The sequence below is a fragment of the Natrinema longum genome (assembly GCF_017352095.1).
Classification (GTDB): domain Archaea; phylum Halobacteriota; class Halobacteria; order Halobacteriales; family Natrialbaceae; genus Natrinema; species Natrinema longum.
The window spans coordinates 3398592-3411030 of the sequence record NZ_CP071463.1 but is presented as its reverse complement, the minus strand read 5'-3'; the positions used below and the strand labels follow the sequence as shown (position 1 = coordinate 3411030).

General features: G+C 65.1%; 19 protein-coding genes. 4 read left to right on the top strand and 15 right to left on the bottom strand.

Annotated elements, in window-relative coordinates:
• Positions 1–401: 401 nt before the first annotated feature.
• Together J0X27_RS16940 and J0X27_RS16935 are read left to right on the top strand one after the other, a co-directional pair.
• Positions 402–1658 (top strand): Glu/Leu/Phe/Val family dehydrogenase, encoded by a 1257-nt coding sequence (locus J0X27_RS16940; protein ID WP_207270315.1) that lies wholly within the window; start codon positions 402–404, stop codon positions 1656–1658.
• Positions 1659–1770: 112 nt separating this feature from the next.
• Positions 1771–2538 (top strand): DUF6517 family protein, encoded by a 768-nt coding sequence (locus tag J0X27_RS16935; RefSeq protein ID WP_207270314.1) that lies wholly within the window; start codon positions 1771–1773, stop codon positions 2536–2538.
• 45 nt (positions 2539–2583) lie between these two features.
• Here the strand turns inward: J0X27_RS16935 and J0X27_RS16930 are convergent, their stop codons facing one another.
• Together J0X27_RS16930 and J0X27_RS16925 are read right to left on the bottom strand one after the other, a co-directional pair.
• On the bottom strand, positions 2584–3726 hold the full coding sequence (locus tag J0X27_RS16930) for an acyl-CoA dehydrogenase family protein (protein WP_207270313.1): 1143 nt from the start codon (positions 3724–3726) through the stop codon (positions 2584–2586).
• Positions 3727–3781: 55 nt separating this feature from the next.
• The gene (locus J0X27_RS16925; RefSeq protein ID WP_207270312.1) at positions 3782–4942 is read right to left on the bottom strand and encodes a DUF7544 domain-containing protein; all 1161 of its coding nucleotides are present in this window, start codon (positions 4940–4942) and stop codon (positions 3782–3784) included.
• Between the two features lie 176 nt (positions 4943–5118).
• On the opposite strand from J0X27_RS16925, the gene J0X27_RS16920 reads away from it, so the two are divergent.
• Entirely contained in the window at positions 5119–5928 is an 810-nt protein-coding gene (locus J0X27_RS16920; RefSeq protein WP_207270311.1) for an RIO1 family regulatory kinase/ATPase domain-containing protein, read from the top strand.
• A 370-nt stretch (positions 5929–6298) separates the two neighbouring features.
• On the opposite strand, the gene J0X27_RS16915 is transcribed toward J0X27_RS16920, so the two are convergent.
• The 11 genes from J0X27_RS16915 to J0X27_RS18015 all read right to left on the bottom strand — a co-directional run bounded on the left by J0X27_RS16915 (position 6299) and on the right by J0X27_RS18015 (position 11014).
• Positions 6299–6550, bottom strand: a complete 252-nt coding sequence (locus tag J0X27_RS16915; RefSeq protein ID WP_207270310.1) for a DUF3194 domain-containing protein — start codon at positions 6548–6550, stop codon at positions 6299–6301.
• Entirely contained in the window at positions 6551–6946 is a 396-nt protein-coding gene (locus tag J0X27_RS16910; RefSeq protein ID WP_097378803.1) for a prefoldin subunit beta, read from the bottom strand. It lies immediately after the preceding gene.
• 73 nt (positions 6947–7019) lie between these two features.
• Entirely contained in the window at positions 7020–7553 is a 534-nt protein-coding gene (locus J0X27_RS16905; RefSeq protein ID WP_207270309.1) for a DUF2243 domain-containing protein, read from the bottom strand.
• Positions 7554–7621: 68 nt separating this feature from the next.
• On the bottom strand, positions 7622–7888 hold the full coding sequence (locus tag J0X27_RS16900) for a KEOPS complex subunit Pcc1 (protein ID WP_207270308.1): 267 nt from the start codon (positions 7886–7888) through the stop codon (positions 7622–7624).
• A 5-nt stretch (positions 7889–7893) separates the two neighbouring features.
• On the bottom strand, positions 7894–8028 hold the full coding sequence (locus J0X27_RS16895) for a DNA-directed RNA polymerase subunit P (protein WP_006181151.1): 135 nt from the start codon (positions 8026–8028) through the stop codon (positions 7894–7896).
• A gap of 18 nt (positions 8029–8046) precedes the next feature.
• Positions 8047–8310 carry an eL43 family ribosomal protein gene (locus J0X27_RS16890; protein ID WP_207270307.1) on the bottom strand — a complete coding sequence of 88 codons (264 nt, stop codon included), beginning with the start codon at positions 8308–8310 and terminating at the stop codon, positions 8047–8049.
• Between the two features lie 74 nt (positions 8311–8384).
• On the bottom strand, positions 8385–8591 hold the full coding sequence (locus J0X27_RS16885) for a hypothetical protein (protein WP_207270306.1): 207 nt from the start codon (positions 8589–8591) through the stop codon (positions 8385–8387).
• A 131-nt stretch (positions 8592–8722) separates the two neighbouring features.
• A complete protein-coding gene (locus J0X27_RS16880) occupies positions 8723–9469 on the bottom strand; it encodes a DUF2103 domain-containing protein (protein ID WP_207270305.1) in 747 nt (248 codons plus the stop codon).
• Between the two features lie 175 nt (positions 9470–9644).
• The gene (gene surE / locus J0X27_RS16875) at positions 9645–10484 is read right to left on the bottom strand and encodes a 5'/3'-nucleotidase SurE (protein WP_207270304.1); all 840 of its coding nucleotides are present in this window, start codon (positions 10482–10484) and stop codon (positions 9645–9647) included.
• A 26-nt stretch (positions 10485–10510) separates the two neighbouring features.
• A complete protein-coding gene (locus tag J0X27_RS18020) occupies positions 10511–10762 on the bottom strand; it encodes a zinc ribbon domain-containing protein (RefSeq protein WP_224214536.1) in 252 nt (83 codons plus the stop codon).
• Between the two features lie 84 nt (positions 10763–10846).
• Positions 10847–11014, bottom strand: a complete 168-nt coding sequence (locus tag J0X27_RS18015) for a DUF8108 domain-containing protein (protein WP_224214537.1) — start codon at positions 11012–11014, stop codon at positions 10847–10849.
• 133 nt (positions 11015–11147) lie between these two features.
• Here J0X27_RS18015 and J0X27_RS16865 point away from each other — a divergent pair, with 133 nt between their 5' ends.
• Positions 11148–11669 carry a DUF8173 domain-containing protein gene (locus tag J0X27_RS16865; protein ID WP_207270303.1) on the top strand — a complete coding sequence of 174 codons (522 nt, stop codon included), beginning with the start codon at positions 11148–11150 and terminating at the stop codon, positions 11667–11669.
• 10 nt (positions 11670–11679) lie between these two features.
• Here J0X27_RS16865 and J0X27_RS16860 read toward each other — a convergent pair whose 3' ends face one another.
• Both J0X27_RS16860 and J0X27_RS16855 read right to left on the bottom strand, forming a co-directional pair.
• The gene (locus J0X27_RS16860) at positions 11680–12006 is read right to left on the bottom strand and encodes a hypothetical protein (protein ID WP_207270302.1); all 327 of its coding nucleotides are present in this window, start codon (positions 12004–12006) and stop codon (positions 11680–11682) included.
• Positions 12007–12092: 86 nt separating this feature from the next.
• Entirely contained in the window at positions 12093–12389 is a 297-nt protein-coding gene (locus J0X27_RS16855; protein WP_207270301.1) for a hypothetical protein, read from the bottom strand.
• Positions 12390–12439: the final 50 nt, after the last annotated feature.

The following is a 12439-nucleotide window of genomic DNA, read 5'->3' as shown; positions in this document are numbered from 1 at the left end:
ATGGGGTTCGTCGGTTGGTCGGTGGCCCCGTCTCGTACGTGAGCGAGCTATCGTCGGGACGCTATCGACTGGGCCCTCGGGACGCCGTTCCTCGCAGCCCGATCAGGTCGACCCCATCAACGAGGTGTTTACGTCCTCGGCTACGGAACGCGAGTGGGCCGACCGCGTCCGCGAGGCGAAACGCGAAGCCGATGCCGCGGGACGGGGCGGCTTCGCGGTCGCGGGGTGATGATCGACGCGCCGCCGATCGCACACACAGAGCGGATCCGGCCGAGGTTGCCGACGATATTTGAACGATTGTTTAGAATATAAGGTCGTTATTACAATCAATGTGATTGAGTCCCCCGTTCCATGGTAGACATTCGCTACGTTTATCCATCGGTCGGGGAAACTAGCCGCGTATGAGCGAGGATACCAATCCGTTCGAGAGCCTGCAATCGCAGATCGACGACGCTGCAGCGTACCTCGATGTCGGCGACGACGTCATCGAGCGACTCAAACACCCCGAGCGAGTTCTCGAGACCAACCTCACGATCGAACGCGACGACGGCGACCTCGAGCGATTCAAAGCGTTTCGGTCGCAGTTCAACGGCGACCGCGGGCCGTACAAGGGCGGCATTCGCTACCACCCGCAAGTCTCCCGCGACGAAGTCAAAGCGCTGTCGGGCTGGATGACCTACAAGACCGCGATCGTCGACATCCCACTCGGCGGCGGCAAGGGCGGCATCGTCATCGATCCCGACGACTACTCCGAGAGCGAACTCGAGCGTCTCACCCGGTCGTTCGCGAAGGAACTCCGGCCCATGATCGGCGAGGACCGCGACGTGCCCGCACCCGACGTGAACACCGGCCAGCGGGAGATGAACTGGATCAAAGACACCTACGAAACCCTCGAGAACACGACCGAGCCGGGGGTCATCACGGGCAAGGCCCTCGACTCCGGCGGGAGCGAGGGGCGCGTCGAAGCGACCGGCCGTTCGACGGTCCTCGCGGCACGCGAGGCCTTCGACTACCTCGACAAGGACCTCGAGGGCGCGACCGTCGCCGTGCAGGGCTACGGGAACGCCGGCTGGATCGCCGCCAAACTGATCGACGAGATGGGGGCGACCGTCGTCGCCGCCAGCGACTCGAGTGGCGGCATCTACAACCCCGACGGCTTCGACCCGGTTGCGGCGAAAGACCACAAAAACGAGACCGGGAGCGTCGTCGGTTTCGAGGGAAGCGAGGAAACGGTCACGAACGCGGACGTGCTCACCCTCGACGTCGACCTGCTGATTCCCGCCGCCCTCGAGAACGCGATCGACGCCGACCTCGCCGAGGAGGTCGAAGCGGACGTGATTTCGGAGGCCGCGAACGGGCCACTGACCCCGAACGCCGACGCCGTGCTCGAGGACAAGGACGTCTTCGTCATCCCGGACATCCTCGCGAACGCCGGCGGCGTCACCGTCTCCTACTTCGAGTGGGTGCAAAACCGCCAGCGATTCTCCTGGTCGGAAGAACGCGTCAACGAGGAACTCGAGGGCGTCATCGTCGACGCCTTCGACGCGCTGGTCGACACCTACGAGGAACACGACCTCGAGAACCCCCGAACCGCGGCCTACGTCGTCGCGATTCAGCGGGTCGCCGACGCCTTCGAGGAAGCCGGAAGCTGGCCCTGACGGATCGTCGTCACGAATCGTCGCTCTCACGTCAACCGACGCACTCTTTCGGATTGACAGACGTTCGGTGTTCCAACAAGCACTTACCATCCGGACCGTCATCTGCACGGAAATGAAACGACGAAGCGTTCTCGCGGGAGCCGGCGTCGGTACGATCGCGAGCCTCTCGGGGTGTCTGGGCCTGCTCGGGATGGACGAACACGAGTCCTCGCCGGCAGGCGTCGAGGGGGGCGCTCGCGAGGAGACCGGGTACGAACAGGTCGCGATCGAGGAACTCCCCGTCGACCGGGACGTCGGCGTCGGTCCAGTAAGCGAGACCGTCTCCGTCGTGAACTACATGACGACCCACGAGAAGGCAGTGGATATCGCTCCCCTGGAGCAACGCCAACGCGCGGCCGCCTTCAACGTCGTGACGTCGCCACAGGTCTCCGTTCTCGGACAGGAACTCAACCCCCTAGAGGAGATGTCAACCGGAGAACTCGTCGATCTCGTCAGGAACAACTACGACGGCATCGAGAACATTTCCCGCGACGAGGACGCCGAGATCACGGTCCTCGGGCAATCGACGACCCGAACACGGTTTACGGCCGACGCCGAGTTCGATGGACACAGCATGGACGTCGACGTTCACGTGACCGAAGCGGTCGACGCCGACGACGATCTGCTCGTGACCATCGGTGTCTACCCCCAGCAGCTCCGACCCCAGGAGGAAGCCGACATCGTCTCGCTGGTCGAAGCCGCGACCACCGGCGTCGACGAGGCGGCCTCAACCGACGGGTCCGGCTCCGACGGGAGCGAGACGGAGAGCGGCGACGCCGAAACCGACAGCGACGACGAGAGCGGGGCCAACGAAACCGGCGACGACGGAATCCTCGGTTGAGTCCGTTCGCCGGTTCGCGTCGGGAGCCTCGGCGAGCGACCGCCCTCAGAGGCCGAGTTCCCGGCCGATGACGAGGTGCTGGATTTCGCTCGTCCCTTCGCCGATCTCCATGAGTTTCGCGTCGCGGTAGAACCGCTGGGGGGCGAAATCGGTCGTGTAGCCGTAGCCACCCAGAACCTGGACGGCGTCCTCGGCGACCTCGCGGGCGGCCTCGCTGGCGTCCAGTTTCGCGAGGGCGGATTCCCTGGTGACCGGCTCGTGCCGGTCGTACGTTCGGGCGGCCCTGTGGGTGAGGAGGCGCGCCCGCTCGGTCTTGCGGTGCATGTCGACGATCGTGTCCCGGATCGCATCGAATTCACAGATCGGCTGGCCGAACTGCTCGCGTTCTTTGCTGTAGTCTTTCGCGTGTTCGTAGGCACCCTGTGCGAGTCCGGTCGAGAGCGCGGCGATCGAGATCCGGCCGCCGTCGAGGGTCTTTTTCGTCTGCTCCCAGCCCTCTCCTTCCCCACCCAGCAGGCGGTCCTCGGGGAGGCGTACGTTCTCGAGCGTGATTTCGCAGGTCGGCGAGGCGTTGAGTCCCATCTTGTCCCAAACGGTGGTCACCTCGAAGCCGTCGTCCTCGCGTGGATCCACGATGAACGTCGAGATGCCGTCGTAGCCCGCGTCGGGGTCCGTAACCGCCTTCACGAGGATCGATCCCGCCTCGGAGGCGTTCGTGATGAACTGCTTGGTGCCGTTTACCACCCACTCGTCGCCCTCCCTTCGAGCGCGGGTGTCCATGTCCGAGGCGTCCGAACCGCTGTCGGGTTCGGTCAGCGCCCACCCGCCGACGTACTCGCCCTCGGCGAGGGGTCGGAGCCAGCGGCGCTTCTGGGCGTCCGTACCGAACAGTTCGATCGGTTTCGACGCGAGCGACGTATGTGCGACGTAAGAGAGACCGATCGCGCCCGAGACGCGGCCGAGCTCCTCGGCGACCAGCGCGTACATCAGCGTATCGCCGCCGAGACCGCCGTACTCCTCGTCGATCGGGACACCCATCATGTCGAGTTCGGCGAGTTGCTCGAATATCTCCGCGGGGAACCGGTGGTCGTCCTCGATCTCCTGGGCGATCGGCTCGATCTCCCGCTCGCAGAAGTCCCTGACGGTCTCCCGGATCATCCGGTGTTCGTCGGGCAGGTCGAACTCCATACGTGGTCCTTGTTAGCGCTCGAGATAAGCGCACCGACGGACCGCTCTCGAGGCCCTATCGCCAGTCGTCCTCGTCGCTGTCGCCCCCTTGATTTCGATCCCCCGGCTCGTCGTCCCATCGATCATCGTCTCGGTCGTCCCTCCCGTTCGATCGATCCGAGTCGGGACCATCGTCGGGGTCGAACCCGCTGGAGCCGTTTTCGTCCCCGCGACCAGTTCGGTCGATGGGGCCACCGCCGCCATCACGGACCGCCTCGCGTCGGTCGGGAATGAGATCGAAGTCGCCCTCCGTATCGCCGAGGACCAACAGCGCGTAATAGCGGAAGTACGTCGTGATCGGAACGGCGAGTAGCAACGCCAGAACCGTAAACAAGAGCAGACCGACGATGGCGACGAGGATCGCCAGAATCGCGCCCACGGTATCGAGCGTGACGACCAACAGGAAAACGACGATCCCGAACGGAATCGCCAGTATCAGCCCGCCGAACGCGATGACGAACGACGCCGCGATTCCGACGACGAACTGGAGGATCCAGACTAGCAAGAGATACACGACGTACTCGGCCCAGTTCGCTTTTATCGTCGTCCAGAACCGGCTCCAGGAGTCGAGGACGCCACGATCCTCGAGCAGCATGACCGGCGTGACGAAGTCGGTGGTAAATCGCATGACGATGGCATAGACCAGCCCCAGCGCGAGCGCGTACAACAGATAGGGGACCAAGAGCACGATCGTCGCCCCACCGAATCCCGCGTCCATCGACAGGAACAGCAACACGGCCGGGGCGATAGCGAAGAGGCCGACCACCACTCGCAGCCCCAATCGGAACGCGAACAACCACAGCCCCTTCCCCAGGTTCGCCGAGAAGTACCGCCGCACGTGGACCTCGGACGATCGAAGCGACTCGAGGAAGACGAACTCCATGACCGCAGCGATGGCCTCGTAGACGAGCCAGAGCACCAGCACGATCGCGAGAATCACCAGGACCCAGAACAGTACCTCTTCGGTGAGAACCTCCTCGGTCGGTTGCTCACCGTCGACCGTCGGACCCTCGGGTCCCGTGTCGGTGTTCCCACCGGGAAACCCCGGCGCACCGAATCCCAGCGAACTGACGAAAAAGACGACGAGCGCGAGCCTGAGCCAGGTGCCCCGCCGAACCGGCGTCAGTCGATTTCGGGTAACGTCTATCGCATCGCTGATGTCGTCGATGGCGTCCATACTGCTCGACAGTTCTATCCCATCGGTGAAAATGATGGTGTTTTGACGAACCCCCGACTGGGGAACCGAGGTCGGTCGGCTCCGTAGCGATCACGCCCCGACTGAAACCCTGGGCGGACACCTTCTCCCAGCAACACTTCGTGGAACATTTAACGCCGACCCGCGACAGGTTCGGTATGGACATCCGCCGGCTCGCACGAGGGACCGTCGAGTGGAGCCGTATCGAGCGTGTGGTCCGCACGCTGGCGGATCGCTACGACCGCGAGTGCGTCCGCGTCGAGTTCCTCGAGGCCGACAACTGGCTCTCGACGCCGTGTGTGATCGACGACGAGTGGTTCGTCAAGATCGTCTCCCGACAGAACGCCCTGGTCCACGCGGTGTTGACGACCGGCCGGAACGTCGGCGCGTTCTCCTCGGGTACCGAGGGCTTTTTCGATCGGTTCGACACGCCCCGCGAGATGGTCGAACACGAGTACGAGGCGACCGAACGCATGCAGGAGATCGGCCTCAACGCGCCACGGCCGATCGACGCCTTCGAGGTCAACGGACTCGGCGTGCTCGTCCTCGAGTACCTCCCGGAGTTTCGATCGCTCGACGACGTGCCCGACGACGTCGTCGTCCAGCGCGCCCCGGAGTTGTTCGCCATGCTCGCGACGCTCCACGAACACGGGCTGGCCCACGGCGACCTGCGGGCGGAGAACATCCTGCTCTGTAACGACGAGTTCTACTTCATCGACGCGACCAGCGTCCACGACGACCGGGTCGACGAAACGACCGCGTACGACCTGGCCTGTGCCCTCGCCGTCCTCGAGCCCCGGATCGGGCCACGGGAGGCCGTCGACGCGGCCGCGACGGCCTACAACCCTTCACACTTGCTCTCGGCGCGGGAGTTCCTCGATTTCGTCCGGCTCCGCCCCGACCACGAGTTCGACTCGACGACGCTTCGCAGCGAACTCGAGAAGGTGGCCGACCTGAGCGGGGAGTAAGTGAGCCGACCGCGACGGACGGGCGGGCCGGCGAGGGGACGGAACCGACGCCGGAGGATACGACGAAGGCAGGCGCGGAGCGCCACGGGGACCGCTGAGACGGTTTGGTGTCCCGACTTCCCGGTGGGACCGCAGGGTGGTTCCGGTCCCACCGGCACTGACGGACAGGAGACCGTATGACACACGCCACCCTACAGGCCGAGGATGACGACCGTTCGGCTCGCGGGCGGTCAGGGTTCGCCACCTTTCCTGCCGATTGGAACGGCGGTCGCGACGCGTCGGCTGGGAGACTGGAACCCTTGGGTCGTCGACCGATCAGCGGTCCGCGACGACCGGAGGAAGCGTGTGCCGTTCGCCCTCGAGTCCCGCGTTAGGCCTCGAAGAGGTCGTCGACCGCGCGTCGCGCCGCGAGTGCAGCGTCGTCGGCGACCCGTTCGGGGTCGGCGTCGTCCTCCTCGGGCGCGTTGAGGTAGACGTCGACCTCGAGGACGCCGTCCTCGAAGACGACGGTGACGTCGTAATCGCGGACGGCGGACTGCTTGTACTGTGAAAAAATAACGTCTTCAGCAGCGTCGGCGGCCGTCCGAACGACGGTCTCGTCCGACGGCTCGTCGGTCGACATTTATGCGCCGCCAGCGCCCGGGCCGCCTGGGCCGGCCGGGCCGCCGCCCATGCCGCCGCCGAGGAGGTCCTCGAGCTCGTCCTGCAGGCTCTCGAACTGGTCCTGAACGCGATCTTCCTGTTTCTCGAGGGTCTCGAGGCGGATCTCGAGGGAGTCGACCTTGTCCTCGAGGTCCTCCTCGGCCTGGTCGTAGTCGGTCTCGACGAGGAGTTCGCCGACGTTCCGGTACATGGTCGTTCCCTCGTCGATGTTCTCGAGTTCGTCGAGGGCGTTCTGGGCCTCGGTGAGACTCGATTCTGCTTCCTGTTTCTGGACGGCGACTTCCTGTGCCGTCTCCTGGAGGTCCTGTAGCTGCTCGATTTTCTCCTGTGCTTCCGGCGGCAGGTTTCCTTGCATATCTCGACCGTCGCCCTCCGGACTGATAAAGCCAAGCTTTGTCTTCCGCCCCGGCGGTCGGACTCCTATCGCGTCAGTCCGTCGTGACCGCCTCGTCACTGGCCGTCGGCGTCACCGCGCTGTCGGTTCGGATCACGAGGTATCCGCCACCGAGGAAGAGCACTCCCCAGAGCAAGAAGAGCACGTCCCAGAGGACGATCGGTCCCGGGCCGGCAGGCCAGACGTGGTGAATCCTGAGCAGCTGATGGTTCACCAGTCCTTCGACCAGGTTGAAGACGCCCCACCCCATGATCACTGCACCCAGCAACGTCCGACCGGAGTTCGGAACCGGGTGGAACCGCCACGCTCGAGAGAGCAACACGACGCCGATGATCGTAAACAGGTACGTCGCGAGGTGAAAGAGCCCGTCGGCCACCACGTTGAGTTCGAGGTCGGTCGCGACGCTCGCCGCCGGATGGGACGAGAGCATGTGATGGAGCTGCAGGATCTGGTGAAAGACGATTCCGTCGAAGAAGCCGCCGAGACCGACGCCGAGTGCGAGGCCGGCGATCACCAGCGGCTTCGCGTCCCGTCGCAGTCCGAGCCACGGTCCGTCCCGTTCGGCCATACGGCGGATTCGGCGACGACGACGAAGACCGCGTTGCCTGCCGGTACAGGGCTGGCTCGAGCCACTCGCTACTGGGAATCGAGAATACCGACACCCACGTCGGCGGTCCGCTCCGCGACGTCGACCAGCGAAAACCAGGTGTTCAGCGCCGCTCGCAGCGCGATCACGTCGTCGGCGTCGATCTCGACGACCACACGTGTGCCCTCCCGCTCGAGAGTCGTTTGCGAGCGCTCGTCGTCGATTTCGCCGATTTCGCGGGCGACGCTCGCGGCGACGAGTCGGGCACGTGACGCGGTCTCGTAGTCGAACTCGAGGGTCGCGTCGTGAGAAGCCACGCTGGTTACTGGACGTCGACTTCCTTCACGTCGCGGCTGCGTTCTTTCAGGAGTACGCGGTGACCACAGTAGGGACAGCGGACGCCACCGTACTCGTCGAGCTGGACGTCGCGTTTACAGCGAGAACATTTGTAACTCATACTGGGTATCGGAACGCGTTATTCGTCGTCCTCTGAGAGGGCAGCGCGGATCGAGCGCTGGACGGTGCGGCCCGCGGGGGTTTCCGGACGGTACGCGCCGCCGGTAAAGACTTCGCCGGTCTCCTCGTTCTTCCAGATGCCGGTCCCGACGCGTGTCACGTCGTCGCCGTCGACCTCGGCGTTCTGCATGTCGTCTTCGATCTCGCTGACGCGACGTCGTGCGACGCGGCCGTAGCGAGCACCGAAACGGCCTGCGCTACCGACCTGTCCTTTCTTGGCCATAGTACTCCCCTCTATCGGCAGCGGATTCTTAAACCTGTTGAGTCACGGCAGTCTCCCAGCCGGTCGCCCATCGGTCACGACCCGCCGATCCGTGCGGCGACCGGCCACGCGAGTAGTTCCACGAAGACGAGGGCGAGCGCGGCGAGGTATCCAGCGATCGCAAGCGGTGCGGCGAGCAGTCCCGTCCCAAAACCCGTCACCCCGATCAGCGTCCGAACGAGGAGACCGCTGACCGCCAACAGCGGGATCAGCGTCAGGACGGCGTCCGGTCGATCGAGCATGGCTAATTATATCTAATTACAGCCGGCCCGTTAAGCCCGGGACAACCAGCAGGAACTGACACTTCCATCGGGCCGACACAATATTTGCCTCGAGAATCCCCCGACCGCGAAACCGTCACCGATACCGGACCTCACTGAAATTCCGCGTCCGCGAGCACGTCGTTGAGATCCTCGCGGATCCGTTCGCCCATCTCCCGGTCGCGGGCGGTCGTCACGACGCGGTTTTCCTGGACGCTCGAGCCATCTCGGAGGAGCATGCGCACGTTGCCGCCGTCGTCAGCGCGGGTCACCTTCGCGCGCATTCCCGATTGGGATCCCTTCCCGCCGGCGTCGATGGGGCCCGGAATCACCTTCTTGACGTGGGGGTGGTCCGCGACGGCGTGGATGGCCCGCATCCCCGTTCGGCCGCCGATGAGCGTCGAGTGACTGCCGCTGATCTTCTCGGACGGCGGCGTCTCGACGACGTCGAGCGCGCGATTCCCGCGGCGCTCGAGGACCGCCATCACGGGATCGTCGTCGTCGACGCGATAGAACGGGTAATGGACGTCTTTCCGAACCGCGCGAATCACGTCTCGCGTCCCGCCGGCGTAGACCTCTTCGGGCCGCTTGCGCCGGATCTCGTCGCCGATCAGGCCCGCGAAGTTCCGGAGTTCGATCGGCTCGTTCTCGCCGTCCTCCGGGGTCGTCGTGATCGTCGTCCGACCGAGAACCTGCTCGTCGGCATCAGCGCTGGGGTCGTCGGGTTCGCCGGCGAGCATCGTGATGGTCGCCCTGTCGCGTGCCGCCTCGAGGACGATCGCCTCGGTGTTTTCCTCCCGGCAGACCAGACAGAAGTCCCCGGGTTTCTCGAGGGGCGATGCGCAGTGACGACACTCCATACCCGTTCTTGTCGGGACGGATGTAAAACAGGCCTGTTTTCGACCGGACCAGATAGTCGAGACCGTTCGGCTGTCGGATCTCCCGAAATTCGATCTGACGGTCGACTCGATACGGGGTCCGGAGTAGCCGCTCCCGGCGGCACTCGGTCCGTCGGTTCCGGCGTTTCCGTCCGCGTCACAGAATGTCGCCGAGAATCCGACGAACCGGCTCCGTGTCGACGACGTCGTAGGGGACCCTGAGCGGGGAAATCGACACCGCCTCCTCGAGGAGGGCGTGCCGATCGGTGTCCTCGTCGTCGGGAATGTCCCGGTTCGCCATCTGCTGCCAGAGCCGGTTGGTCAACTCGAACCCGCCGTTCTCGAACGCGGCGTCCATCTCGTAGACCTCCGTCGGGCGCGTGATCGCGACGCCGTTTGGCTCGCAGTCCGGCCGCGGGACGTTCACGTTCAGGTAGTCGACGCGGTCGAACAGACCGGTCCCGGCCGCCCCACCGACGAGCGCGGCGGCGATCTCGCCCGCTCGCTCGAAGTCCGTCGGCTCGAGGTCCGCGTCGTAGCCCAGCGTATCCATCGAGACGGCGATCGACGGCGTCCCGAGGAAGGCCGCCTCCATGGCGGCGCTGACGGTTCCCGATCGGGAGAAGACGTAGGCACCGAGGTTCGCACCCGAGTTACAGCCCGAGACGACGATATCGGGTGTGGGCTCGAGGGCCTTGGCCCCGACGATGGCACAGTCACAGGGCGTGCCATCGATCGCGTAGCCGAGTTCGTGGTCGGTGTGGGGGACCGCCGCGGTGAACGAGTCCGCTGCCAGGTCCAGCGAGAGGTCGTCGTCGGTCGACGACCGCGTCCGACCATAAGAGAGCGACCGACCCACCGCGCTGCGGTTTCGGTCGGGCGCGACGACCGTGACCGTCCCGACCGCCGAGAGCGCGTCGTGCAGCGCCCGGATACCGGGCGCGTCGATCCCATCGTCGTTCGTCAGGAGAATGTGGGGGTCCGAGTCCAGTTCCATTGCCTAGTCGTTCGATAGCGGGCGAGCTACGTATGGGTTCGGTTCCGTGGGGTCCGGGACGAGGGGGTGTCGGCTGCGTCGGCGAATTTCGTCCCACAGGCCGAACAGTACCGTGCCCCCTCGGAGACCACCGCATCACAGTCGGGACGGACGACGCCCTCGGTTCGGTCGGGACCGGTCTCGAGGTCGTCGCCACAGGCCGGACAGTACGCGGCCGACGACGGAACGGCCGCGCCACACGACGGACTGCCGTCGGGTCGTCCCGGAGAACGCGACACTCGGATTTCGAGACGTATAGTAGCCACTGAAAGTCAATGCACACCTGACCGCATGATGGCGTTGCGGTCAGTGTGTCAATCGTTTCAGTGGCTACTATAGTTGTACGCACCCCAGGCGACGTTGCCCAGCCCCATCGAGAACCGGACGGTGGGGACGGCGACCTGGACGTGTGAGAGTACCGACCCGAGCTTGCGATCGACCAGTACGACCCGATCCGGCGTCTCCTCCTCGATCGTCCACCCCTGGACCACGAGGTCGTCGATCTCCCGCTGCAGGTGTTTGCTGTGAATACGTGTGAGAGGACGCGAACGGCCAAAAGGCTGTCAGCGAACTCGGGTGACCGCCATCGCCCTTATCTATATGCTCGTCATCTGTTCAGGGACTATGATCGGATTCGGGGAGGCGGGCCTCGCAGTTGGGGTGATCGCGCAGGCTGCCCCTGGCGTGGACATCGATATCGGCACGACCGGCGGACTCCTCGGGGGCGCGATCGGGGCCTTTCTGACCACGCTGGTCGTCGGCGCGATCCTGGTCGCCGTCGGTCCCGAGTATACCGAGCGGATGATGGGCGACGTTCTCGAGGAGCCGATCGGCTCGTTCCTCTACGGGATCGCGTCGCTGCTCGGGATCGGCCTGCTGATACTGCTCCTTCTCGTCACGATCGTCGGGATCGTCGTGGCGATTCCGCTGTTCCTGCTGGCGTATCTCGTCTGGGCGATCGGCGGCGCGATCGCGTATCTCGCCGTCGCCGATCGACTCGTCGGGCGCAACGACGAGTGGCTCACGCAACTGCTGGTCGCCGCGGCGATAAGCGGCGCGCTCGCAGTCACGGGCGTCGGCGGCGTTCTCGCGATCTGTATCGGTGCCGCCGGCTTCGGTGCCGTTCTTCGAGACGTACTCGAGTGAGAGCGTGGGGTCACTGCAGGAGCGCCGATACCCGGTCGATCACCGGGCTGTGCGAGACGCCCATCGCGCGGTACATCCGCCCTTGCACGAGAATCGAGACGAGCATCCCGCAGGCGAGAATCGTCGGATACCACGTCGTCGGGATGCCGTTCCAGTGGACCCACGACGCGCTGGCGATACCGCAGACGGTGAACGCGATCGAACTGACGAGGTGCAGCCTCGAGAGCAGCGGTTCGCTCGCTCGTTGTGCGGTGGTGTAGATGCGCTGTTCGGCCAGCCCCAGCACCCCCTGAACGACGTACAGAGCGGACAGAACCAACGAGAACTGTTCGAACATACGGGTTGGCTATTCGTGACAGTCGTATAACTATTTTGCCGCTTGCTTCCCAGCAGTCCCGCCGAGGGCCGAGCGGGCCGTCGGCGTCACCACGGCAGATAGCGCCGAACCCGAGCCACCAGCGACGGCTCGTGACGGACGCGGAGCGTGGTTCCCGCGGCGTCGAACACCGCCTCGGTCGCGGGGATCCGCTCGCCGTCCGGAAGGAGAACGGACTGCTCACCGGCCGGAACCGTTCCGCCGCTGCTCGCACGGAACAGCGACCGCGAGCGTCCCGTCGGCTCCGGGACGGGCTCGCTGTACTCGATTTCGTACACCGTCGCTCCATCGACGGTCGTCTTCTGCCAGTCGACGATCTCGCGGGTCTCATCCGTCCCGATCATTCCGATCAACTGGTGGGTGTGACGACACTCGACGTATTAGTTCTCCGGTG

What these genes read in the sequence shown, in the direction of transcription:
- J0X27_RS16940 (WP_207270315.1), top strand. Translation starts at nt 402, where the DNA reads ATGAGCGAGGATACCAATCCGTTCGAGAGCCTGCAATCGCAGATCGAC.
- J0X27_RS16935 (WP_207270314.1), top strand. Translation starts at nt 1,771, where the DNA reads ATGAAACGACGAAGCGTTCTCGCGGGAGCCGGCGTCGGTACGATCGCG.
- J0X27_RS16930 (WP_207270313.1), bottom strand. Translation starts at nt 3,726, where the DNA reads ATGGAGTTCGACCTGCCCGACGAACACCGGATGATCCGGGAGACCGTC.
- J0X27_RS16925 (WP_207270312.1), bottom strand. Translation starts at nt 4,942, where the DNA reads ATGGACGCCATCGACGACATCAGCGATGCGATAGACGTTACCCGAAAT.
- J0X27_RS16920 (WP_207270311.1), top strand. Translation starts at nt 5,119, where the DNA reads ATGGACATCCGCCGGCTCGCACGAGGGACCGTCGAGTGGAGCCGTATC.
- J0X27_RS16915 (WP_207270310.1), bottom strand. Translation starts at nt 6,550, where the DNA reads ATGTCGACCGACGAGCCGTCGGACGAGACCGTCGTTCGGACGGCCGCC.
- J0X27_RS16910 (WP_097378803.1), bottom strand. Translation starts at nt 6,946, where the DNA reads ATGCAAGGAAACCTGCCGCCGGAAGCACAGGAGAAAATCGAGCAGCTA.
- J0X27_RS16905 (WP_207270309.1), bottom strand. Translation starts at nt 7,553, where the DNA reads ATGGCCGAACGGGACGGACCGTGGCTCGGACTGCGACGGGACGCGAAG.
- J0X27_RS16895 (WP_006181151.1), bottom strand. Translation starts at nt 8,028, where the DNA reads ATGAGTTACAAATGTTCTCGCTGTAAACGCGACGTCCAGCTCGACGAG.
- J0X27_RS16890 (WP_207270307.1), bottom strand. Translation starts at nt 8,310, where the DNA reads ATGGCCAAGAAAGGACAGGTCGGTAGCGCAGGCCGTTTCGGTGCTCGC.
- J0X27_RS16885 (WP_207270306.1), bottom strand. Translation starts at nt 8,591, where the DNA reads ATGCTCGATCGACCGGACGCCGTCCTGACGCTGATCCCGCTGTTGGCG.
- J0X27_RS16880 (WP_207270305.1), bottom strand. Translation starts at nt 9,469, where the DNA reads ATGGAGTGTCGTCACTGCGCATCGCCCCTCGAGAAACCCGGGGACTTC.
- surE (WP_207270304.1), bottom strand. Translation starts at nt 10,484, where the DNA reads ATGGAACTGGACTCGGACCCCCACATTCTCCTGACGAACGACGATGGG.
- J0X27_RS16865 (WP_207270303.1), top strand. Translation starts at nt 11,148, where the DNA reads ATGATCGGATTCGGGGAGGCGGGCCTCGCAGTTGGGGTGATCGCGCAG.
- J0X27_RS16860 (WP_207270302.1), bottom strand. Translation starts at nt 12,006, where the DNA reads ATGTTCGAACAGTTCTCGTTGGTTCTGTCCGCTCTGTACGTCGTTCAG.
- J0X27_RS16855 (WP_207270301.1), bottom strand. Translation starts at nt 12,389, where the DNA reads ATGATCGGGACGGATGAGACCCGCGAGATCGTCGACTGGCAGAAGACG.